This is a genomic window from Shinella agrisoli (assembly GCF_046557955.1).
Classification (GTDB): domain Bacteria; phylum Pseudomonadota; class Alphaproteobacteria; order Rhizobiales; family Rhizobiaceae; genus Shinella.
In genome coordinates this window covers 125,063-147,724 of sequence record NZ_JBJIEP010000011.1, presented here as the reverse complement: position 1 = coordinate 147,724, position 22,662 = coordinate 125,063, and the positions used below count along the sequence as shown (strand labels likewise).

The window sequence follows — 22,662 nt, the reverse complement described above, 5'->3', positions numbered from 1 at the left end:
TGGCGCGAGTGACGGGGCTCGAACCCGCGACCTCCGGCGTGACAGGCCGGCACTCTAACCGACTGAGCTACACCCGCGCATCCTGGTGGCCATCAGGCCCCGCATGTTCGTCCGGTCCTTCGAGTGGCGCGAGTGACGGGGCTCGAACCCGCGACCTCCGGCGTGACAGGCCGGCACTCTAACCGACTGAGCTACACCCGCATCCTCGAAAGGGCCGGATGACGAAGCATCCGTCTCGAGCGGCCAAGCCGTTCGATGAGCGGCTAACTACGGGGTTCGGGTTTGGGTGTCAAGCAGGTTTCAAGACAAAAGAATGACGCGCCGCGAAATGTTTCCACACCCTTTCCCACCGTCATGGGGCCGTTCAAAAAAATGCGAAAAACTTTGCGTTTGCCTCTTGCGGTTTCATCCCGTTCCGCATAGATCACGGCCACCAACGCGGCGGGCGATTAGCTCAGTTGGTAGAGCGCCTCGTTTACACCGAGGATGTCGGGAGTTCGAGTCTCTCATCGCCCACCATTCTATCTGAAATCATTATCTCCTTTATCCTACAGGGCTTTTCGTCTGAATCGACGTCGCAAAACGGATTTGCGGCGGCTGCGAGCGTCGACGCTGGGCGCCGTCCCGCCATGCCCGGACGGCGATAAGCCACGGAGAACATGGGGGACGAGTGGCTCATCACTGGGACGCAGCGCATCGATGGCGGGACGATGGCTTCGCCGATCGGTTCTTTGTATTTGCTTATGGACAAACTTGAGTTGAGTGATATAATTAAATAACACAACCGATACACGAGGACTTCAATGCGTATTATTGCGATGACGTCAGTCCTTCTTGTTACTACCGCCAGCTATGCGCATGCTCAGAGCGATCCATTTGACGGGCAGGGCGACAATTCAAACAAACCCGACATCTGGGTTGCAGCGCCAGATCCAGAAAGTGGCGAGACGGGCAGTGTCTTTGCCCCTGGCGACAATCAGCCCGTCATTCAGAACGGGAATAGTCTGGACTTCGATACAGAATTCTCCCCCGACAGCGAGATAGTGGTTACGGAATGAGCGCCGGTGAGCGCTGGTCTCGTCGGGGATTCATCGGCGGATGCGCCCTGTTGGCAACGCCGTTTCTAGCCCGTGCTCAATTCTCCGACTATTTTCTCACGATAAAGCGTGAGACGAATCTCTCCACGGTTCTCGATCTCAATGATTGCGTAAAAGGGCGACTGTTCGTCGGACCGACTTATTATCACGGTCCTCAAAACGCTATTGCCGGCGCGGAGTTTTGCGACACGCTCGAATTGCCGTGGCGAAACAATCTCGACGAGATTAGCTGCTGCCCGCCGGGCGAGCACAAGGCCTTCATCAGAACGGATGGGACGCTCGGCTGGCGCGTTGAGCTTGCGGATGTGGTCGCACGCGATAACATTCAAATCCACATCGGAAACAGCCCGCGTGACATTGCAGGCTGCATCCTACCGGGGCGCTGGTCGCCCTCCCGAGCATGTTTCGTGCAGGCGTCAGGCGCGTCGATCGCCGCTCTGAAGATGATGATGGGCTCGGCACATCGACCAGTTTACGTCAAGATTGTAGCCTAGCACGCAATTTTTTCTGCCACATTCCGCGTGCTTTTGGTCGACACGATGAAAGACGCGCTTCGAACGGGAAGACCTGAAGGCAATCCTCTCGTTCGATCCGGCCTACTGCGGTTCGCTCACCGTCGCCTCTATCATGGTGTTGCCGTCGAAGAGGCAGCGGATGGCGAACGTCTGCTCCAGGTTGAAGCCGTTCCTGGCCGTGAAGGAGGACGTCAGCGAAACCCGGCCGTCCGGCCGCGCGGAATAGGCGACATCCAGGAACCGGGAGAAATCCACCGTGGAGGGATGCGTTGCCCTTCTCCTCGCCTCCTCTTCGCAGGCCTGGACCGCATCCGCCTGCCCGATCGGCCTGGCCGCCGTCATCGTCCGTTCCACGTCGCCCGGCCGGAACCAGACGTTGAAGGGCGTTCCCGACGGATCGCAGGTCACGAAGAACACCGGATCGCCCGGCTTGCTCCTGGAAGCGGATCTGGCGAGCGAGCCCGTGTCGATGGACGAGCAGCCCGCATGCTCGCGGCTTATCTTGTTGATCATCGTCACGATCTCGGGCTTGTGCCGGGATGTATCCCCGTCCCAGGCGACGTCGTTTTCCACATACACGCGGGCACCGTCCGCGGTCCGCTCGATGTCCCTCAGCACCTCGTTCGGCGCCCAACCGCGCACGGACGCGAGCCACGACGGCTCGGTGATCCGTATCTCGGTCCAATTTTCCTCGCATCCGAGGATCTCGACGGAGGTCGAGGGATCGATCCGGTGATAGTGGGTCGTCTTGAGGATCGACGTCGCCTTCTCGTTCACCACCCTGCCGGCATTCTCGCCCGGCGCCTGCCGGATCTCGTAATCGGCCTTCACGGCGACCACGGTTCCGACAGGGCATTGCCCGGCCTCTTCGGTGGGGCGGGCCTTAGCCGCCGTCTCGGCCTCTTTCCTTGCGGCCGCCTCCTGCGTCACCGCTTCGGGTATTTTCGTCCCCGCCTCTTCCTGCGCCCGGCGCGCGGCCCTCGCCTCCGCCAATCCCTCCGGAGAAGAGAGGCCGTAGTCCTTGTAGACGTTCAGGTTGCAGTAGAGAATCCCCGCGAAGGACAGGACGAAGACGATGGCGGCGATCCCGGCCTGCCGGAGCGCGCCTTTGCGCCGTCGCCTGAAAAGCGCCAGGATCAGCGACGCCAGAAGCCACAATCCGGCGAGCGGCCAGATGACCACGCCGACATAAAGACCGGTTTCGTACATTCCCCATCCCCAAGGCGTACCGTGAACACGTTTAAGTAGCATCGGATGCGGAGAGGCACAATCCTTTCGATCGGAAAGCGGCGGCGGCGCGTTCACCCCGCCTGCTTGGGATGCGTCGGGGCGAATTCGGCGATGAGTTCGTGCTTCTCGCCGGGATAGGTCAGGCGCACATGGGTGATGTAGAGGCCGCCGCTCCAGGTGCGGCGCTCGACGACAAGACAGGGCGTGCCAGGGGCGATCGCCAGAAGCTCGGCGGCGCGGGCGTCGGCGCCGACGGCGCGGATGCGGTGCTCGGCGGCGCTCCACGGCACGCGGCTGATCAGCCAGGCGCCCGGCGCGATGGCGTCGAAGGTCTCGGCGGCGGCTTCGGGGACGGCCTCGAGGTTGATGAGGCGTTCCTCCAGGCAGAAGGGCTGCTGGCCGGCGAAATGCAGGGCGGAGACGTCCGTGAGGCGCGCGGCGTCGGGCAGGTCCATCAGGCGGCGGTCGGCGGCCCTTGCCGGGCGGTCGAGGCGCGCGCGCCGTTCGTAGCGGTAGGGCAGCCCGAGCGATTCGACTTCCAGGCGGATGTCGTGGATTTCGAGAATGGCGGATTGGGCGTGCGGATGCGTGACGTAGCTGCCGGACTTGCGCCGGCGCTCGATGAGGCCGCGCTTGACCAGTTCGGTGATCGCCTTGTTCACCGTCATGCGCGAGCACTGGTATTGCTCGGTCAGTTCATGCTCGAAGGGGATGCGGTGGCCCGGCGGCCATTCGCCGGAGAGGATCTTGCCCTCCACATCCTCCAGGATGCGGCGGTGCAGCGAGGGCTCCTTGGCCTCGGCCTCGATTCTGGCCTCGTCGGTGGAAATGGTCGCCTCCGCTCCTGCCCGGCGCAGATTCGCCGGGTCTCTCGAAGTCATAGGAAAGGTCGGAACGCCTTTCAATACGCCGTCAGGCCGCGGCAAGCGCCCGCATCGCCGCGGTAAAGCGCCGGCCGACCGCCTCCCGCGCCACATGCCGGCCGCCCTCGACCTGCTTGCGGCCGTTCACCCAGACGCAATCGACCTCTGCACCGTTGGCGAAGATCCAGCCGTCGAGCAGCGCATCGCCCGCAAGCTCGAGGCCGTGGCGCGGCGCGAGGCCGACGAGGTCGGCCGCGCTGCCCGGCGCGACCGCAGCTTGCGCCCCGAGCGCCGCCGCACCGCCGGCAAGCGCGCCGTCGAAGAGCGCGCGGCCCGTCGAACCGCCGGGCGCGGCGAGCACGTTGCGGGCGCGGAAAGAAAGGCGCTGCGAATATTCGAGCTGGCGCAGCTCGTCCGGCAGGCCGATCAGCACGTTGGAATCGGAGCCGACGCCGAAGCGGCCGCCGGCAGCGAGGAAATCCGGCGCCGGGAAGGTGCCGTCGCCGAGATTGGCCTCCGTCACGGGGCAGAGGCCGGCGACCGCCCCCGCTTTCGCCATGCCGTGCGTCTCGGCCTGCGTCATATGCGTGGCGTGGATGAGGCACCAGCGCCCGTCGACGTCCTGGTTGTCGAGCAGCCATTCCACCGGGCGGCGGCCGGACCAGGCGATGCAGTCCTCCACTTCCTTCACCTGCTCGGCGATGTGGATGTGGATCGGCGCGCCGCCGGCCATCGCGGCGACGGCGGCAAGCTCTTCCGGCGTGACGGCGCGCAGGCTGTGCGGCGCGAGCGCGGTGACCCCGGCCGGCAACGCCTCCGTGAGCGCACGGCACCGCTCCAAGAGGGCGGCGAACGAGTCGCGGCCGTTGATGAAGCGGCGCTGGCCCTCGCCCGGCGCCGTGCCGCCGAAGCCGGCATGGGCATAGAAGACGGGAATGAGCGTCAGGGCGATGCCGGCCGCGGATGACGCCGCCGCGATGCGGGCGGCCATTTCGCCGATGTCGGCATAATGCCCGCCGTCCTTGTCGTGATGCAGGTAATGGAACTCGCCGACGCGGGTGAAGCCGGCCTCCAGCATCTCGACATAGAGCTGGGCGGCGACGGCCTCCACGTCGTCCGGCGTCATGGAGAGCGCGAAACGGTACATCACGTTGCGCCAGCTCCAGAAGGAATCGCTGCCGGGTCCCCGTGTCTCGGCAAGGCCCGCCATGCCCCGCTGGAAGGCGTGGCTGTGCAGGTTCGGCATGCCGGCGACGATCGTGTCGTGGCGTTCGTCGCCCGGCGTGGCGGCGGTATCGGTTTCGAGCGCCGCGATGCGACCGCCCGCGATGACGATGCGGACATCCTTCGCCCAGCCGCCCGCAAGCAGCGCCTGCCTTGCATGAATGACGGCCATGGCCCGTCCTTTCTCTTCCGATCTGTGCCTCGACGCCGAACCGCAAATTGGCCCTTGCGTCCGCGTTATTATGTATATACATTATTTCCATCACAGGGAAGAGGCAATCATGGCGACGGGAACGGAAAAGGACACGGTCCGCATCTGGCGCAACGCGCGGCTGGCGACCCTCAAGGAAAGCCTGCCGGGCCTCGGCATCATCGAAGGCGGCGCGATCGCCGTCCGCGACGGGCGCATCGCCTTTGCCGGCCCCGAGGCCGACCTCCCCGCCGAATTCTCCAGCGCAGAAAGCGTCGACTGCGAAGGACGCTGGATCACTCCGGGCCTGATAGACTGCCATACCCATCTCGTGCATGCCGGCGACCGCGCCCACGAATTCGAGCTGCGGCTGGCCGGCGCCTCCTACGAGGAGATCGCCAGGGCCGGCGGCGGCATCGTCTCCTCCGTGGAGGCGCTGCGCGCGGCGAGTGAGGACGAGCTGGTGCGCCAGACCCTGCCCCGCCTCGACACGCTGATCGCCGAGGGCGTGACGACGGTGGAGCTGAAATCCGGCTACGGCCTCGATACGGAGAACGAGCTGAAGTCGCTGCGCGCCGCCCGCCGCATCGCGGAGGAGCGCGACGTCACCGTGCGCACCACCTTCCTCGGCGCGCACGCGCTGCCGCCCGAGATGAACGGCGACAAGGCGGCCTATATCGAGAAGATCGTAAGCGAGATGCTGCCGGCCGTCGCGGCGGAGGGGCTTGCGGACGCCGTGGACGGATTCTGCGAGGGCATCGCCTTCCTGCCGGACGAGATGGCGAAGGTCTTCGAGGCCGCGAAAAGCCACGGCCTGCCGGTGAAGCTGCATGCCGACCAGCTTTCCAACCTCCATGGCGCGGCGCTCGCCGCCGGCTACGGCGCGCTTTCGGCCGATCACCTCGAATATGCCGACGAAGCGGGCGCGGCCGCCATGGCGAAGGCCGGCACCGTCGCCGTCATCCTGCCGGGCGCGTTCTATTTCATCCGCGAGACGAAGAAGCCGCCGGTCGAGCTCTTCCGCAAGCACGGCGTGAAGATGGCCGTCGCGACCGATTCCAACCCCGGCACCTCACCGCTCACCTCCCTCCTTCTCACGATGAACATGGCTGCGACCCTCTTCGGCATGACCGTCGAGGAATGCATCGCCGGTACGACCCGCGAGGCGGCCCGTGCGCTCGGCCTCGTCGACGAGGTGGGAACGCTCGAAGCCGGGAAATGGGCCGATTTCGTCCTTTGGGACATCGGCCGGCCGGCGGAGCTGGTCTACCGCATGGGCTTCAACCCCATGCATGCCCGCATCCGCAGCGGACACTGATCCTATCAATGCGCAGCCGTGCGCTGCACCGGGAAATGAACCATGACGATCACCCTCCGTCCGGGCTCCGTGCCCCTCAAGACCCTTGAAGCCATCTACCGGACCGGCGAGGCGGCCCGCCTCGACCCGTCCTTCGACGCCGGTATCGAGAAGGCCGCGGCCCGCATCGCGCAGATCGCCGCCGGGAAGGAACCGGTCTACGGCATCAACACCGGCTTCGGCAAACTCGCCTCCATCAAGATCGCGCCGGCCGATGTCGCCACCCTCCAGCGCAACCTCATCCTCTCGCACTGCTGCGGCGTCGGCAAACCGCTCTGCGAAAACATCGTGCGCCTCATCATGGCGCTGAAGCTGGTCTCGCTCGGCCGCGGCGCGTCCGGCGTGCGGCTGGAGATCGTCCGCCTGATCGAGGCGATGCTGGAGAAAGACGTCATCCCGGTCATCCCGGAACAGGGCTCCGTCGGCGCCTCGGGCGATCTCGCCCCCCTCGCCCACATGACGGCCGCGATGATCGGCGAAGGCGAGGCCATTTATGCCGGAGAGCGCCTGCCGGGCGGCGAAGCGCTCGCCAAGGCCGGCCTGAAACCCGTCGTGCTCGCCGCCAAGGAAGGCCTCGCCCTCATCAACGGCACGCAGGTCTCGACCGCCCTGGCGCTCGCCGGCCTCTTCCGGGCGCACCGCGCCGCGCAGGCCGCCCTCGTCACCGGCGCGCTCTCCACCGATGCCGCGATGGGCTCCTCCGCGCCGTTCCATCCCGACATCCACACGCTGCGCGGCCACAAGGGCCAGATCGACGCTGCCGCGGCGCTCCGCGCGCTGCTCGCCGGCTCGGTCATCCGCGAAAGCCACATCACCGGCGACGAGCGCGTGCAGGACCCCTACTGCATCCGCTGCCAGCCGCAGGTCGACGGCGCCTGCCTCGACCTCCTGCGCTCCGCCGCCCGCACGCTGGAGATCGAAGCCAATGCCGTGACCGACAATCCGCTGGTGCTCTCCGACGACAGCGTCGTCTCGGGCGGCAACTTCCACGCCGAGCCCGTCGCCTTCGCCGCCGACCAGATCGCCATCGCGACCTGCGAGATCGGCGCGATCTCCCAGCGACGCATCGCGCTCCTGGTCGATCCGGCGCTCTCCTTCGGCCTGCCGGCCTTCCTCGCCAGGAAGCCCGGGCTCAACTCGGGCCTGATGATCGCGGAAGTCACCTCGGCCGCGCTGATGAGCGAGAACAAGCAGATGGCGCATCCGGCCTCGGTCGATTCGACGCCGACCTCGGCCAACCAGGAAGACCACGTCTCCATGGCCTGCCACGGCGCGCGCCGCCTCCTGCGCATGACGGAGAACCTTTCCGCCATCATCGGCATCGAGGCGCTGACGGCCGCCCAAGGGGTCGAACTCCGCGCGCCGCTCACCACCAGCCCGGAACTGCAGAAGGTCGTGGCGGCGCTGCGCACCGTGGTCCCGACGCTGGAGGAAGACCGCTACATGGCGCCCGACCTTGCCGCCGCGGCGGCGTTCGTCTCGTCCGGGGCGCTCGCCGCTTCGGTCTCCAAGGGCATCCTGCCCGTGCTGGAGGCGTGAGGATGGGGATATTCGAGCTTCGTCAGGGCACCTCGCCCGTCATCCTCGCCTTCCCGCATACAGGGACCGACGTTCCGGCCGACATATGGGAGCGCCTCAACGACAACGGCCGCATCCTCGCCGACACGGACTGGCACATCGACCGCCTCTATGCCGGCCTGCTGCCGGAGGCGACCACGGTGCGCGCCACCTTCCACCGCTACGTCATCGACGCCAACCGGGATCCCGCCGGCGTCAGCCTCTATCCCGGCCAGAACACGACCGGCCTCGTGCCGGAGACGGACTTCGACGGCAAGCCGATCTGGAAGGACGGCGCGGCGCCGACCGAGGCGGACATCGCCTACCGGCTCGCCCGTTTCCACACGCCCTACCATGCGGCGCTGGCCGCCGAGATCGAGCGGGTGAAGGCGATCCACGGCGTGGCGATCCTCTACGACTGCCACTCGATCCGCTCCCATATCCCCTTCCTCTTTGAGGGCCGGCTGCCGGATTTCAACATCGGCACCGACATGGGCCGCACCTGCGCAAAGACAATCGAAGCGGCGGTGGCCGAGGCCTGCGGGACGGCGGCAGGCTATACGAGCATCCTCAACGGCCGCTTCAAGGGCGGCTGGACGACACGCCACTACGGCAGGCCGGAGACCGGCGTGCACGCCATCCAGATGGAACTCGCCCAGGCGACGCACCTTTCCACCGAGGCCCCGCCCTTCACCTACGACGAGGAGAAGGCCGCGCGGCTGCGCATCCACCTGAAAGACATCCTCACCCACATCGAGGCGCTTGCCTCCACCCTTCACCGCTGATCCGGGAGAACAGCCGATGACCACGAATCCCCGCCACAATATCCGCGAGATCCGCGCCCCCCGCGGCACCGAAAGGACCGCCAAGAGCTGGATGACCGAAGCGCCGCTGCGCATGCTGATGAACAACCTCGACCCGGACGTCGCGGAAAACCCGCACGAACTGGTCGTCTACGGCGGCATCGGCCGCGCCGCCCGCACCTGGGCCGATTTCGACCGCATCGTCGCCTCGCTGCGCGACCTGGAGGAGGACGAGACGCTGCTCGTGCAGTCCGGCAAGCCGGTCGGCATCTTCCGCACGCACAGCAACGCCCCGCGCGTGCTGATCGCCAATTCCAACCTCGTGCCGCACTGGGCCAACTGGGACCATTTCAACGAGCTGGATAAAAAGGGCCTTGCCATGTACGGCCAGATGACGGCCGGCTCGTGGATCTATATCGGCTCGCAGGGCATCGTTCAGGGCACCTACGAGACCTTCGTGGAGGCCGGCCGCCAGCACTACGGCGGCAACCTCAAGGGCAGGTGGATCCTCACCGGCGGCCTCGGCGGCATGGGCGGCGCCCAGCCGCTGGCGGCCGTCATGGCCGGGGCATGCTGCCTTGCCGTCGAATGCAACCCGGATTCGATCGATTTCCGCCTGCGCACCCGCTATGTCGACGCGACGGCCGAGACGCTGGACGAGGCGATGGAGATGATCGACCGCTGGACGAAGGCCGGCGAAGCCAAGTCCGTCGGCCTCCTCGGCAATGCCGCCGAAATCCTGCCCGAGATGGTCCGCCGCGGCATCCGCCCGGACATCGTCACCGACCAGACCTCGGCGCACGACCCGATCAACGGCTACCTGCCGAAGGGCTGGACCATGGCGGAATGGAAGGCCAGGCGCGAGAGCGATCCGAAGGCCGTCGAGCGCGCTGCCCGCGCCTCCATGCGCGAGCACGTCGAGGCCATGCTCGCCTTCCACCATGCCGGCATCCCGACGCTCGACTACGGCAACAACATCCGCCAGGTCGCCAAGGACGAGGGCCTGGAAAACGCCTTCGACTTCCCCGGCTTCGTGCCGGCCTATATCCGCCCGCTGTTCTGCCGCGGCATCGGCCCGTTCCGCTGGGCGGCCCTTTCCGGCGATCCGGAGGACATCTACCGGACCGACGCCAAGGTGAAGGAACTGCTGCCGGACAACAAGCACCTGCACAACTGGCTGGACATGGCCAGGGAGCGCATCGCCTTCCAGGGCCTGCCGGCACGCATCTGCTGGGTCGGCCTCGGCGACCGCCACCGCCTCGGCCTCGCCTTCAACGAGATGGTGCGGAACGGCGAGCTGAAGGCGCCGATCGTCATCGGCCGCGACCACCTCGATTCCGGCTCGGTCGCCTCGCCGAACCGCGAGACCGAGGCGATGAAGGACGGTTCGGACGCCGTGTCCGACTGGCCGCTCCTGAACGCGCTGCTCAACACCGCCTCCGGCGCGACCTGGGTGTCGCTGCATCACGGCGGGGGCGTCGGCATGGGCTTCTCCCAGCATTCCGGCATGGTCATCTGCTGCGACGGCACGGACGAGGCGGCCGAGCGCGTCGGCCGCGTGCTGTGGAACGACCCGGCGACGGGCGTGATGCGCCATGCCGATGCCGGCTACGACATCGCCATCGACTGCGCGAAGGAAAAGGGCCTGCGCCTGCCGGCCATCCTCGGGAACTGATGCACGCCGCCCAAAAGTGTGCAGCGGTTTTGGGAGAACGACATGCACGATAAAACCCGCCTGCTCCGCAACGGCGACCACCGCCGCATGCCGTGGAAGAACGGCGGCGGCGAGACGGTCGAGGTGGCCGTCCATCCGGAAGGCGCGGGCCTTTCGGATTTCGGCTGGCGCGTCAGCATGGCGACGGTGGCGAGCGACGGCCCCTTCTCCGTCTTCCCCGGCATCGACCGCACGCTGGCGGTGCTTTCCGGCGACGGCATGGCGCTTGCCATCGAAGGGCTGGGCGAGCGGCTGCTGACGCCGCAGTCGGCGCCCCTCGCCTTCCCCGCCGACGCGCCGACCACCGCGCGCCTCACCGGCGGGCCGGTCACCGACCTCAACGTGATGACGCGGCGCGGCCGGTTCGTCCATGTGCTGAACCATCACACAGGCGAAGGCCCGCTGCCGCCGGCAGATGGCCTTCGGCTGCTGCTTGCCCTCAGCCCCATCGGCGTGGCATGCGACGATGGCCTGACGGGTCTCCAGCCACTCGATGCGCTGCTGCTTGATCCCGACGAGACCGCGGCCGTGGTTTCCGTGACCGGACAGGCATCGTTCTATGTGGCCGAGATCAGGGAGGTGCGTGGCCTATAGCTGGGCGCCGATGGCGGCCTTGTCGATGATCGAGCGGACATCGACGATCCGCCTATCGGCAAATTCATAGAAGACGTTCTCCGCAAAGCGGACCCGCCTGCCGTTGACCGGCAGGCCGAACAGCATGCCGGCCGGCGTGCAGTCGAAAAGCAGGCGGGACGCGATCCTCGGCGGATCGGACAGCAGAAGCTCGATAGCGAAGAACAGGTCCGGAATGGCCCGGAAATCCCCCTCGAGCATCTCGCGATAGCCTGAAAGGCCGATACGCTTCCCGTTGTAATGCACGTCGTCGTGGACGAACCTGCCGAGATTTGCCCAGTCCTGCCGATTCAGGCAGCCGATATAGCGTCGATAGATTTCACCGAGTTCGTGGCCGTTCATAACGCTACCTCCGCCGCAGGGATATGCGTTGCAGACTAGCGGCTTTCGATCACCAGGCAACGGCGCGGCCCGGCATCGTGGAAAGTCATTCCTTGTCGCCCCCCATATGGAGTGCTACCTCCCGGCACATACATCTTGCCGGGAGATATTTTCATGAGACATCGCAAATTCGGACGCACGGGTTTCACCACCACAGACATCGGCTTCGGCGCCTGGCAGATCGGCGGCGCCTGGGGAGACGTGAGCGAGGCGGACGGCCGCGCCGCCCTCCATGCCGCGCTCGACGCCGGCATCACCTTCATCGACACGGCGGATGTCTATGGCGACGGCCGTTCGGAGAAGATCATCGCCGACGTCCTGAAGGAACGCGGCGGCCAGCGCCCGATGGTGGCGACCAAGGCTGGCCGCCGGCTCTCGCCGCATGTCGCCGACGGCTACAATAAGGATAACCTCGAAGGCTTCATCGACCGGAGCCTTGCGAAGCTCGGCGTCGAGCGCCTCGACCTCGTACAGCTTCACTGCCCGCCGACGGACGTCTACTACCGCCCGGAGATCTTCCACGCGCTGGAGGAGATCAAGGCCGCCGGCAAGATCGCCAATTACGGCGTCAGCGTGGAAAAGGTGGAGGAGGCGCTGAAGGCGATCGAATATCCGGGCGTCGTCAGCGTGCAGATCATCTACAACATCTTCCGCCAGCGCCCGGCGCAGCTCTTCTTCAAGGAGGCCGCCCGCCGGCAGGTCGCCGTCATCGCCCGGGTGCCGCTGGCAAGCGGCCTTCTGTCCGGCAAGATCACCCGCGACACGGCGTTCGCGGCCGATGACCACCGCAACTTCAACCGCCACGGCGAGGCCTTCGACGTCGGCGAGACCTTCGCCGGGGTACCCTTCGAGACCGGCCTTCAGGCCGTCGAGGAAATCCGGGCGCTGGTGCCGGCGGGCGCGTCCATGGCCGCCTTCGCGCTGCGCTGGATCCTGATGGCGGACGCGGTCAGCGTCGTCATTCCGGGCGCGCGCAACGCCGAGCAGGCCAGGGCGAACGCGGCGGCGGCGAGCCTGCCGGCCATTGCGGAAGACGTGATGGAGGCGACGCGCGAGGTTTATTACCGCCTCGTCGCTCCGCACGTGCATCACCGCTGGTAAGCGGCGAACAAGGGTCGTGCGCATAAACCGGAATGATAGCGAACATCATGGCTATCTATTTCGTTTATGCGCACGCCCGCGCTACCGTTCCCGCCGGTCACGATCAGAAACAGGGGAACGACCATGAGAAGAACGCTTCTGGCGCTGGCGCTTGCCGGCTCTGCCCTCCTTCCCGCCGCAGCCTCCGCCGAGACGCTGAAGATCGGCACGGAGGGTGCCTACCCGCCCTTCAATTTCCAGGATTCGGCCGGCAAGCTCGGCGGCTTCGACGTGGAGATCGGCCTTGCGCTCTGCGAGAAGATGAAGGTCGAGTGCGAGGTGGTCGCGCAGGATTGGGACGGCATCATTCCCGGCCTCGTCGCCAGGAAATACGACATGATCATCGCCTCGATGTTCATCACCGAGGAGCGCAAGAAGCAGGTCGCCTTCACGGATCCCTATTATCTCGCCGCCATGACCCATGCGGCGCCGAAGGGTGCCGGTATCACCGACTTCACCAACGAGGGCATGAAGGACAAGACGATCGGCGCCCAGTCCGGCACCACGCAGGCGGATTACGCCGCCGCCGTCTATCCGGATGCCGACATCAAGCTCTACCCGACGCAGGACGAGGTGAACCTCGACATGGCGAACGGCCGGCTGGACCTCCAGGTCGGCGACATGATCCCGCTGCTCGACTGGGTCAGCAAGAACGAGGACGGCAAGGCCTGCTGCGAGCTGATCGGCGAGCCCATCACCGATCCGAAATTCGTCGGCGAAGGCGTCGGCATCGCCGTGCGCCAGGAGGACAACGAGCTGCGCGAGAGGCTGAACGCGGCGCTGAAGGCCATCCGCGAGGACGGCACCTACCAGAAGATCAACGACAAGTACTTCTCCATCGACGTCTATACGATGAAGTGAGGCGGACAGGCAGGCCCCTCACCCGGCCTGCCGGCCACCTTCTCCCCGCAGGCGGGAGAAGAAGACAAGCGGCAAGACTTTCCTCCTCTCCAGCAGGCATTGCTTGAGGAAGGCGTCCCAACATCCCCTTCTCCCCGCTTGCGGGGAGAAGGCCGCGGCAGCAGGATGAGGGGCAATGCCCGCGCCTGCGTCGTGGAGGGCGTCTCCACCCTTGCCTTTCCCCGCCGCCCCGTCCTAGCTACACGCATGCCCATCAACCGCCTCGAACGCTTCGCCCACAATCTCGACTGGAACCTCCTGCGCACCTTCGTCGTCGTGGTGGAGGAAGGCTCGATCACGCGGGCGGCGAACCGGCTGCTCCTGCAACAGCCGGCCGTCAGCATGGCGCTGAAGCGGCTGGAGCAATCCGTCGGCCACCGGCTGATCGACCGCAGCCCCGGCCGCTTCGAGCTGACGGAGGCCGGCGAGCGGCTCCATGCGCTCTGCCGCGACATCTTCACCGCCATCGTGCGCCTGCCGGAGGCGATGGAGCCCTCCGGGCAGGACATTTCCGGCCATATCACCATCCATGCCGTCAGCCACGCCATGAATCCCGCCTGGGACCGGGCGATCGCCGATTTCTTCCGGCTGCATCCGCGCGTCACCGTGGGCGTGACGGTCGAGACGACGACGGACGTCATCCGCTCGCTGGAGCGGGGCGTCGCGACGCTCGGCCTGTCGGACGGCATCATCCCGGAGGGGCTGGAGAAGGTGCCCTTCTGCTACGAGCGCTACGCGCTCTATTGCGGCCGCGGCCACCGGCTGTTCGGCGCGAAGGACGCGCGGCTGGAAGACCTCAGGGGCGAACCCTATGTCAGCTTCCTCGCCGATGTGCTCGGCGGGCCGCATATGGGTCCGGTGACGGCCGTGCGCGCCGTCGGTTCCTTCGGCCAGCAGGTGCGGGCGCTGGCCTTCAACGTGGAGGAGGTCTTGCGCCTCGTCGTCGCCAATGCCGGCATCGGCATGCTGCCGGCGCACCTGACGGGGCCTGCCGTCGCGGCCGGCGACCTCTGGCAGCTGCCGCCTTACGATGACCTGCCGGTGACGGAGACCTTCCGCATCACCAATCCCGGCTCGGCGCTCAATCCGGCCGAGCGGGCCTTCCTCGCCCATGTCGCCGACGTGCCGGCGTGGCGGTGGGGCGAGCCGCATCAATCCGGCTGATACCCATCTTCATCCCTATAAATTTGAAGAATGCCGGCGGCTTGCTTAGGGAAGCGGCCATGCAGACTTTCGACATCGCAATCATCGGCGGCGGCATCGCGGGGATCTCGCTCGCCTATTTCCTGAGCCCGCACCGCTCCGTCGTCGTGCTGGAGCAGGAAGGCGCGCTCGGCTATCACAGCACCGGCCGGTCGGCGGCGGAATTCACGCTGCGCGACAACGCGCCGCCCGTGAACGCGCTCGCCCGCGCCAGCCACGCCTTCCTGACGGCGCCGCCGGAAGGCTTCGCCGCCGTGCCGCTCCTCATCCCGCGCGGCAGCATCCTCCTCGGCACGCACGGCAAGGAGGCGCTGGTGCGCAGGCGCTTTGCCGAAGCGCAGGCCCTCGGCGCCGCGGTGGAATGGCTCGAAGAGGCCGCCCTCACCGCCCGCGCGCCGATCCTCGATCCCGCCTATTGCGCGGCGGCCTATTTCGACCCGGACTACTGGGACATCGACGTCGACGCGCTCCTTCAGGCCTATGCCCGCCACGCCCGGCGCCAGGGCGCGCGGATCCTCGAAGGGCGCGCCTTCGCCGGGGCGCGGCGGGCCGGCGGCACATGGCTGGTCGAAACGAACGCGGAGACGATCGCCGCCGGCGTGCTGGTGAATGCGGCGGGCGGCTGGGCGGATGCGGTCGCCGCGCTTTCCGGCGTGGCGCCCGCCGGCATCGTGCCGCACCGGCGCACGGCGATCACCGTCGACCTGCCGGAGGGCATCGATGCCGGCCGGCTGCCGGAGATCAACGAGATCGAGGACACCTTCTACTTCAAGCCCGAGGGCGGCCGCCTGCTCGCCTCCCCCGCCGACGAGACGCCCTGCGAACCGGCCGACGTGCAGCCGGAAGAAATCGACATCGCCTATGCCGCCCACCATGTCGAGGAGGCGACGACCCTTGGCGTGCGCCGCGTCTTCAGGAGCTGGGCCGGCATGCGCTCCTTCTCGCCGGACCGCCTGCCCGTCGTCGGCCCCGCGCCGGACGAGCCAAGCTTCTTCTGGCTCGCCGGCCAGGGCGGCTACGGCATCCTCACCTCGCCCGCCCTCGGCAGCCTCGCTGCCGCGCTTCTCACCGGCAGCCCCGTGCCCGAGCCGCTTGCCCGCGAAGGCATAGCCGCGACGGCCTTCAGCCCCGCACGCTTCTCCTGAAGCGGAACGGGCGCCCTGGGGCGCCCGTTTTGTCTTCAAGCCTCCGTGGCCGGCGTGGTGGCCGCGCCGGGCGCACGGGCGCTCTCGCGGTCCTTCCACCAGCGGCTGAGGAACAGCAGGATCGGGCCGCCGATGTAGATCGACGAGGTCGTCGCGACGACGACGCCGAACAGCATCGGCCAGGCGAAGGGCTTCACCGTGTCGCCGCCCCAGATCGCCATCGGCAGCAGCGAGGCGGCGACGGCGACCGAGGTGAAGATGCATCGCATGACCACCTGGTTGATCGACAGGTCGATCAGGTCCGAGAACGGCATGGTCTTGTACTTGCGCAGGTTCTCGCGCATGCGGTCGTACACCACCACCTTGTCGTTGACCGAATAGCCGATCAGCGTCAGCACGGCGGCGATGGCCGTCAGGTTGAAGTCGATCTGCAACAGCGCGAAGAAGCCGATCATCTTGGTGATGTCCAGGATCAGCGTCGCGATGGCGCCCACCGCGAAGTGCCACTCGAACCGCCACCAGATGTAGAGCAGGATCGCGACCATGCCGAGGCCGACGGCCAGGAAGCCGGAGCGCGCCAGCTCGCTGCTGACGGTCGGGCCGACCACTTCCGTGCGCTCGAAGTTGGCGTCCGGGATCACCTCGGCGACCCCGTCGCGGATCTGCTGGAGGGCCACGGTCTGCGCCTCCTCGCCGCCCGGCTGGCGCTGGACGCGCACGAGGACGGATGTGCCCTGGCCGAACTCCTGCAAAGCCACCTCGCCGAGGTTGAGGCCTTCCATCTTCTCGCGCAGCGGCGCAAGGTTGATCGGCGTCTTCGACGTCGCCTCGACCTGGATGCCGCCGACGAAGTCGATGCCGTAGTTGAGGCCCGGCGTGAAGAACAGGATGACCGAGCTCGTCGAGATGAAGGCCGACACGGCGATCGCGATATAGCGGCCGCGCATGAAGGAGAAGGACGGCATGCTCCACACCCTGCCGAAGATCGACTGGATGTCGATCTTCTTCATCTTGCGGCGGATGACGACCTCGCGCATCAAGAGGCGCACGAAGGTGATCGAGGTGAACATCGAGATCGCAAGACCGATGATCATGGTGATCGCGAAGCCCCGCACCGGGCCCGAGCCGAACATGAAGAGCAGGATCATGCCGACCATGGTCGTCATGTTGCCGTCGACGATGGTGGCGTAGGCCTTGTTGAAGCCGACGTCGAGCGCCTTCATGGCCCCCGCGCCCGCCGCCGTCTCCTCACGGATGCGGGCGTTGATGAGGATGTTGGCGTCCACCGCCATGCCGATGCCGAGGATGATGCCGGCGATGCCGGGCAGGGTGAGCGTCGAGCCGAGAAGGCCGAGAAGGCCGATGGTCAGCACCGTATGCAGCACGAGGCCGAGATTGGCGATGAGGCCCCAGGCGCCGTAGAGCACCTGCATCAGCACGACGACGGCGACAAGGCCGGCGATGCCGGTATAAAGGCCCATGCGGATGGAGTCCGAGCCGAGGTTCGGGCCGACGGTACGCTCCTCGATGATGGTGAGCGGCGCCGGAAGCGCGCCGGAGCGCAGCAGCGCCGAGAGGACGGTCGCCTCCTGGGGGCTGAAGTTGCCGGAGATCTGACCCTGGCCGCCGATGATCGGCTCGCGGATGACCGGGGCCGTCAGCACCTTGCCGTCAAGGACGATGGCGAAGGGTTTTCCCACATTCGCCTGGGTGATCTCCGCGAACTGGCGCGCGCCGGTGGAATCGAAGCTGAACGAGACGATCGGCTCGTTCGTGCGCTGGTCGAAGCCGGCCTTGGCGTCGGCGAGACGGTCGCCCGAGATGGCGACGCGCTCCTCCACGGCATATTTGCCGGGATCGTTCGCGCCGGGCAGGATCATGACGCCGCGCGGGGCAACGCCGTTGGGGTCCACGGTCTGGTCGACCATGTGGAAGCTCATCTGCGCGGTCGAGCCGAGCAGCTGGCGCAGGCGCGTCGGGTCCTGCAGGCCCGGCAGCTGGACGAGGATGCGGTCGCCGCCGACGCGCTGGATGAGCGGCTCGGCGACGCCGACCTGGTCGACGCGGCGGCGGATGATCTCGAGGCTCTGCTCGACGGCGGCCGACATGCGTTCGTTGATGCCGGCTTCCGTCAGCGCGACGTTGATGACGTTGCCGGAGTTGGAGACATCGATGTCGGACGAGCCGGTGGCGAAGCCGAGCGAGGTCGTCGGTGTCGCGAGCTTGCGTATTTCCGGCAGCACCTTGTCGCGCGCGGCCTCGTCGGGCAGCGTGACCGTCAGCGTCGTGCCGTTGAGGCGGGCGGCGGAGGCGCGCTGGCCGGCCGTGCGCAGGATCGCGCGGGCATCGTTCAGCAGCACGTCCATGCGCGCCTTGCGCAGGGCCGCGGAATCGACCTCCAGGACGAGATGCGAGCCGCCCTTCAGGTCGAGGCCGAGGGTGACGGGATTGGCGGGCAGGAATCGCCCGAATTTCGCCTGCTGCTCGGGCGTCAGCACGTTGGGCACGGCCGCGAGCACCCCGAAAAGGATGATCGCGGTGTAGATCAGCAATGCCCATTTGGAGGTTTTCATGGGGTGTTCCACTTCAACTGCCGGAAGGGCGCGACGAGATGAGTCGGCGCCGTCCGCTGGGATCGGAATTTCAATCGAATGGCGCGGCGTCAGCGACGCCACAGGGCCTCAGGCGGCAAGGGCCGGAGGCGCGCGGCTGCGGAACGCGGCATGGCCGGCCGGAGCCGGCGCAGCGTCGTCGGCAGCGAAGAAGGCCTCATACGCGGCGATCTCGAAGGGATAGAGCAGCACGCCGGCGCCCGGAACGAGCGCCTTGCCCGCCGCGTCGCCTTCCGGCAGGCCCGACTTGGCCTTGGCGACCCGCCGCTCGGCATGGCCGCTCGCCGGGAACCAGACCTCGTCGCCCGCCGTGGAGTGCGGCGACGGCGCAACGCCGCCTTCGGCGGCCGTCCGCTGCGGGTGGCCTGCGGCGGCGTTTTCCGGCAGCAAGAATTGCGAGAGGAACAGCGTGACGAGCAGCACGAGGAAGCCGACGGGCGCAAAGCCCCGCTCCCACATGGTCGCCTCTTTCCCGATCCTCGTCGTCATGCCTGTCCGTTTCGCCGGGGCGGAGCGCCGCGCGAAGCAGTCTTCGCAGCGGTGCCGATGGTGCGCCAAGAACCACTTACCGCCGGGCAAGTCAAGTTCCGGGCGTCAACGCCTCCTTCAACGTCGAACGTTCCAGCCTTCACAATTCATGGATCGTCACCTCCGGGCAGGCCTGCCGCGCAAGATCGCGCAGGTGCTGGTGGTGCGTGAGGTAGATCACCTGCCCGCCCCTTGCCATCTCCCCCATCACGCGCAGGGCGTTCAGCGCGCGCCTGTCGTCGAAGGTCTCCATGATGTCGTCGGCGATGAAGGGCACGATCTCGCGGCTTGCGGCGATCTCGTGGTAGCCCGCCACGCGCAGCGCCAGGTAAAGCTGGAAGCGCGTGCCCTTGGAAAGGTCCCTCGCGAGCTTTGAGCCGCCCGCGGCGGCATTGGCCACCAGGAACTCGCTGTCCTTGTCGAGCACCGTCGACAGACCGGTATATTCGCCGCCGGTGATGTCGCGGAAGGTCCGCGAGGCGCGTTCCATCATCGCGCTGCGGTGGCGCTCGCGGTAGAGCCGCAAGGCCTGCTCGGCCGCCAGGATGCCGGCGCGGGTCGCAAGGTAGCGCCGCGACTTCTCCGCAAGGTCGATCAGCGCAGTGCGCCGCCGCTCCTCAAGCGCCGCCGCCTCGTCGCTGCCGGCCACCCGCGCGAGCGCCTCCTCGGCCCGCGCCCGCGCCAGGTGCTGCTCCTCGACCTCGCGGTCGAGCGCGTCGAGCCGGCCCGAAAGGTCCGCCCGCTCCGCCGCAAGCTGGTCCTCGTCGACCGCCGCCAGCAGCGCTTCGGCCTCCTCGACCGTCCCGGCGTGCATCTGCTGCACGAGATCGCGCGCGGCATCCGCGACACGCTCGCGCACGTCATCGCGCTTTCGATAGGCCTCGAGCAGGATTTCCGCTTCCGCAAGGCTGCCGCAGCCGAGGAAGGCGAAGATCTCGGACAGCCGCGAGGCCAGGACGGTGCGGCGCTCCTCCAGCACCCTCTCCTCCTCGCCGAGCCGCGCCAGCGCCTTGGCGATCGCCTCGCGCCGCTCCCGGACCGCCTTCGCGGCCGCAAGCCGCCGCGCAAGGCCGGCCACGGCGGCAAGCGGATCGTCCGCGTCGAACGGCTCCGACAGCCGCACGGCAAGGCGGCGCGCATGGCTGCCGTAATCTTCCTGGTCCCGGCGCATCGCGGCGATGCGGTAGTCGAACTCGCGCTGCCGCTCGACATTGCGGGCGAGCGCCTGCAAGGCCGGAAGCAGCGCCGCCAGCCGGTCGGGCTCGGCCGGCGCGGCGTCCGCCGCAAACCATGTGCCGGCGATTTCCCCCTCCCATGCCTCCTGCCAGGCCGCCAGCGCCGAGGCCGCCTCTTGCGCCGCCTTGCGGCGCGCGTCCGCGTCCTGCCGCGCGCGGGCAAGCCGCTCCGCCGCGGCAAGCCGCTGCGCCTGCGCCGCCTTCAGGGCCTCCAGCCGGTCCTCCGCAAGGAACAGCGCCTCGTCGAGAGGCGTGTCCGCCGCCAGCCCGCCGTCGAGCAAGGCGGACAGACGGGCCAGCAACGCGCGCGCGTCCGCCTCGGCAAGATCGGCCTCCGCCGCCTGCCGCGCGCGGTTGCCGAGCGCCTCCAGCGCGGCGGATCGCCGCTCCAGCCAGGCCGCCGCCTCCGGCAGCCGCGTCTCCTCCGGCAGGCCGAGCCGCCGGGCGAGCACCGCCGCCCCGGCGGATATCTCCGCCCTTGCCCGGTCCAGCCGCGCGGTCTCCTCGCCGAGCGTTTGAAGCCGCGCCGCGCCCTCCGCCACCGTGCGTTCGAGAACGCGGATTTCGGAAAGGCGGTCGGCATTGCGCAGCCGCGCGTCCGTGGCGCGGTCGTCCGCGCGCATGGCCTTTTCGAACGCGGCGGCGGTCTCGCCGTCGAGGCGGGTCAGATGGTTTTGCCAGGCGGCCTCGCGCTCCGCCCTCAGCCGGCCGGCGTGTTCCTCCCCGGCCGCGCCCGTCGTCTTCTGGAGCGCATCGAGCATCGCCCTGGCAGAAGCCACATCCAGCTCCAGCGCCGCGACCTGCTCCCGCTGCCGGCGCAGGGCCTCCTCGGCCGCATCATGCCGCTTGCGCAGGTCCTCCAGCTCCGCAGGCGCCGGAACGGCCATGCCTTCCAGAACCGCCGCCGTGCCGGACCAGGGCGCAAGGCGCGCCATCGCGCTCTCCGCCTCCTGCACCGCCAGCGCGGCGAGGCGCCTGGCCTCGCGCAGGCGCGCGGAAAGATCGCCGGCCCGGGCGGCGCGCAGGATCGCGCCGAGCGCGGCCTGGGCGGCCGCCTCCCGTTCCGCCTCCTCCTGCGGAAGAGCGGCGGCTCCCCCTATCGCCTCCAGCGCCTTTTCCGCCTCGGCGCGCTCCCGGAAGGCGGCTTCCGACCGCTCAGCAAGAGCCGCGTGCCGCGACAGGAGGGCGGTGAGCTTTTCGGCGAGGCCGGGCGGAAGCAGCACCCCGGCAGGGTCGGTGCCCGGCGCAAGCCCGAGCGCCGCGGCGCCGGCCTCGATCGCGGCGGCGACGCCCGCGCGCTCCGCCTCGCGGGCGGCAAGGTCCATCGCCGCGGTGCGGAAACGGGCTTCGAGCGCGGAGCCGGAGAGCGCCGCGACGTCCGCCTCGGCGGCGAGCACGGCATCGTCGTCGGCGAGCGCCGCGCGCTCCTCGGCGTAGCGTTCGCGCTCCGCCGCGATCCGGTCGGCGCGCGCGGCGATTTCCGCTTCCTCGCGGGCGAGCTCGCCCGTCAGCGCCCGCCAGGCGGCCGGCGGCGATTCGCCGAGGTCGAAAGCGCCGAGTTCCGCGCGCAGGGCCCGCAGGCGCCGCAGATAGGGCAGCGCGGACAGGCTGCGCTCGACCTGCGCCAGCGCGGCGCGCGCCTGCGACCGGCGGGCGGCCGCTTCCGCGTGGCGGCGGGCCGCGTCGTCGCGCTCGCGCACCAGGGCGCCGTAGTCGCGTGCCGCCACGTCGAGCGCCTTGCGCTCCGCCGCCAGCGCCTCGACCTCCGCCTTCAGAACGGACAGGCCGTGCTTGCGGCCGGAGGGGCGGTAGAACGCATCGGCCTCCGCCTTCAGCGCGGCAAGGCCGGACGCCATGTCGGAAAGGCCGGAGCTGGCCGAAAACAGCATGGCGCCGAGTTCGCCCTCGCTCTTCAATATGTCCTCGCCGCCCTTCTCGATGCTCTCGTCGTCGAGCGAGAACATGGTGCGGTAGGCATTGCGGTCCATGCCGCCGAGCACGGCGGCAAAGAGCGTGTCGGGCAGCGGCCGGTCGTCGGCGGCAACGAGCGAGGCCTGGTTGCGCTTGAGGCGATAGGCCTCGTGGCACTCCGTGCCGACGGAAAATCGGCCGCCGACGCGCATCAGCGCATAGGGGTGCAGGAAGCCGTAGGCGCTCGACTTCTCGATGCCGAAGAGCAGGTCGAGATAGGCGGAGAACAGCGTCGACTTGCCGGCCTCGTTGGGCCCGTGCACGAGATGGAAATCCGGCCGGCCCGGCCGCGCCGCGCCGAAATCGAGGCTGCGGTCGGTGAACTTGCCGTAGCGGACGAGGTCCAGGCGGTCGAGGCGCATCC

The 22,662-nt window shown here is 68.1% G+C and carries 18 protein-coding genes and 3 tRNA genes; 12 read left to right on the top strand and 9 right to left on the bottom strand.

The window, feature by feature from the left end; genetic code table 11:
• Window positions 1-77: transfer RNA gene (locus ACIIOY_RS14180), tRNA-Asp, on the bottom strand.
• Between the two features lie 47 nt (window positions 78-124).
• Window positions 125-201, bottom strand: a tRNA-Asp gene (locus tag ACIIOY_RS14175).
• 242 nt (window positions 202-443) lie between these two features.
• On the opposite strand from ACIIOY_RS14175, the gene ACIIOY_RS14170 reads away from it, so the two are divergent.
• The 3 genes from ACIIOY_RS14170 (at window position 444) to ACIIOY_RS14160 (ending at window position 1,591) form a co-directional block, all read left to right on the top strand.
• Window positions 444-519 (top strand) — tRNA-Val (locus ACIIOY_RS14170).
• Window positions 520-803: 284 nt separating this feature from the next.
• The gene (locus ACIIOY_RS14165) at window positions 804-1,058 is read left to right on the top strand and encodes a hypothetical protein (protein ID WP_411035325.1); all 255 of its coding nucleotides are present in this window, start codon (window positions 804-806) and stop codon (window positions 1,056-1,058) included.
• Complete coding sequence (locus ACIIOY_RS14160) at window positions 1,055-1,591, top strand: DUF5675 family protein (protein ID WP_411035324.1); 537 nt, start codon at window positions 1,055-1,057, stop codon at window positions 1,589-1,591. Before ACIIOY_RS14165 ends, ACIIOY_RS14160 begins: the two co-directional genes overlap by 4 nt.
• A 102-nt stretch (window positions 1,592-1,693) precedes the next feature.
• On the opposite strand, the gene ACIIOY_RS14155 is transcribed toward ACIIOY_RS14160, so the two are convergent.
• The 3 genes from ACIIOY_RS14155 to ACIIOY_RS14145 form a co-directional block, all read right to left on the bottom strand.
• Window positions 1,694-2,821 carry a hypothetical protein gene (locus ACIIOY_RS14155; RefSeq protein ID WP_411035323.1) on the bottom strand — a complete coding sequence of 376 codons (1,128 nt, stop codon included), beginning with the start codon at window positions 2,819-2,821 and terminating at the stop codon, window positions 1,694-1,696.
• Window positions 2,822-2,913: 92 nt separating this feature from the next.
• The gene (gene hutC, locus ACIIOY_RS14150; RefSeq protein WP_411035322.1) at window positions 2,914-3,723 is read right to left on the bottom strand and encodes a histidine utilization transcriptional repressor HutC; all 810 of its coding nucleotides are present in this window, start codon (window positions 3,721-3,723) and stop codon (window positions 2,914-2,916) included.
• A 31-nt stretch (window positions 3,724-3,754) separates the two neighbouring features.
• Window positions 3,755-5,101, bottom strand: a complete 1,347-nt coding sequence (locus ACIIOY_RS14145; RefSeq protein WP_411035321.1) for a formimidoylglutamate deiminase — start codon at window positions 5,099-5,101, stop codon at window positions 3,755-3,757.
• A gap of 109 nt (window positions 5,102-5,210) precedes the next feature.
• On the opposite strand from ACIIOY_RS14145, the gene hutI reads away from it, so the two are divergent.
• Genes hutI through ACIIOY_RS14120 form a run of 5 tightly spaced genes read left to right on the top strand, consistent with a single transcriptional unit; the run spans window position 5,211 to window position 11,144 of the window.
• Window positions 5,211-6,437: an imidazolonepropionase gene (hutI, locus tag ACIIOY_RS14140; RefSeq protein WP_411035320.1), complete on the top strand. Its 1,227-nt coding sequence runs from the start codon at window positions 5,211-5,213 to the stop codon at window positions 6,435-6,437.
• Between the two features lie 42 nt (window positions 6,438-6,479).
• Window positions 6,480-8,015: a histidine ammonia-lyase gene (gene hutH / locus ACIIOY_RS14135; protein WP_411035319.1), complete on the top strand. Its 1,536-nt coding sequence runs from the start codon at window positions 6,480-6,482 to the stop codon at window positions 8,013-8,015.
• Window positions 8,016-8,017: 2 nt separating this feature from the next.
• Window positions 8,018-8,818: an N-formylglutamate deformylase gene (gene hutG, locus ACIIOY_RS14130; RefSeq protein WP_411035318.1), complete on the top strand. Its 801-nt coding sequence runs from the start codon at window positions 8,018-8,020 to the stop codon at window positions 8,816-8,818.
• Window positions 8,819-8,834: 16 nt separating this feature from the next.
• The gene (gene hutU, locus ACIIOY_RS14125) at window positions 8,835-10,511 is read left to right on the top strand and encodes a urocanate hydratase (protein WP_411035317.1); all 1,677 of its coding nucleotides are present in this window, start codon (window positions 8,835-8,837) and stop codon (window positions 10,509-10,511) included.
• Window positions 10,512-10,553: 42 nt separating this feature from the next.
• Entirely contained in the window at window positions 10,554-11,144 is a 591-nt protein-coding gene (locus tag ACIIOY_RS14120; RefSeq protein ID WP_411035316.1) for a HutD/Ves family protein, read from the top strand.
• Here the strand turns inward: ACIIOY_RS14120 and ACIIOY_RS14115 are convergent.
• Entirely contained in the window at window positions 11,139-11,525 is a 387-nt protein-coding gene (locus ACIIOY_RS14115; RefSeq protein WP_411035315.1) for an ester cyclase, read from the bottom strand. The genes ACIIOY_RS14120 and ACIIOY_RS14115 overlap by 6 nt on opposite strands.
• Before the next feature lie 153 nt (window positions 11,526-11,678).
• Between ACIIOY_RS14115 and ACIIOY_RS14110 the strand changes: the two genes are divergently transcribed.
• From ACIIOY_RS14110 to ACIIOY_RS14095, 4 genes are all read left to right on the top strand, one after another.
• Window positions 11,679-12,665, top strand: coding sequence for an aldo/keto reductase (locus tag ACIIOY_RS14110; RefSeq protein WP_411035314.1), 987 nt, complete (start codon window positions 11,679-11,681; stop codon window positions 12,663-12,665).
• A 123-nt stretch (window positions 12,666-12,788) separates the two neighbouring features.
• Entirely contained in the window at window positions 12,789-13,565 is a 777-nt protein-coding gene (locus ACIIOY_RS14105; protein WP_411035313.1) for an ABC transporter substrate-binding protein, read from the top strand.
• Window positions 13,566-13,730: 165 nt separating this feature from the next.
• Entirely contained in the window at window positions 13,731-14,768 is a 1,038-nt protein-coding gene (locus tag ACIIOY_RS14100; RefSeq protein ID WP_411035312.1) for a LysR family transcriptional regulator, read from the top strand.
• A 59-nt stretch (window positions 14,769-14,827) separates the two neighbouring features.
• On the top strand, window positions 14,828-15,952 hold the full coding sequence (locus tag ACIIOY_RS14095; protein WP_411035311.1) for an NAD(P)/FAD-dependent oxidoreductase: 1,125 nt from the start codon (window positions 14,828-14,830) through the stop codon (window positions 15,950-15,952).
• A gap of 35 nt (window positions 15,953-15,987) precedes the next feature.
• Here ACIIOY_RS14095 and secD read toward each other — a convergent pair whose 3' ends face one another.
• The 3 genes from secD to ACIIOY_RS14080 all read right to left on the bottom strand — a co-directional run bounded on the left by secD (window position 15,988) and on the right by ACIIOY_RS14080 (window position 22,660).
• Entirely contained in the window at window positions 15,988-18,525 is a 2,538-nt protein-coding gene (secD, locus tag ACIIOY_RS14090; RefSeq protein WP_411035310.1) for a protein translocase subunit SecD, read from the bottom strand.
• A gap of 108 nt (window positions 18,526-18,633) precedes the next feature.
• Window positions 18,634-19,053: a hypothetical protein gene (locus ACIIOY_RS14085; protein ID WP_411035309.1), complete on the bottom strand. Its 420-nt coding sequence runs from the start codon at window positions 19,051-19,053 to the stop codon at window positions 18,634-18,636.
• A 139-nt stretch (window positions 19,054-19,192) separates the two neighbouring features.
• On the bottom strand, window positions 19,193-22,660 hold the full coding sequence (locus tag ACIIOY_RS14080; protein WP_411035308.1) for an ATP-binding protein: 3,468 nt from the start codon (window positions 22,658-22,660) through the stop codon (window positions 19,193-19,195).
• Between the last annotated feature and the right edge of the window lie 2 nt (window positions 22,661-22,662).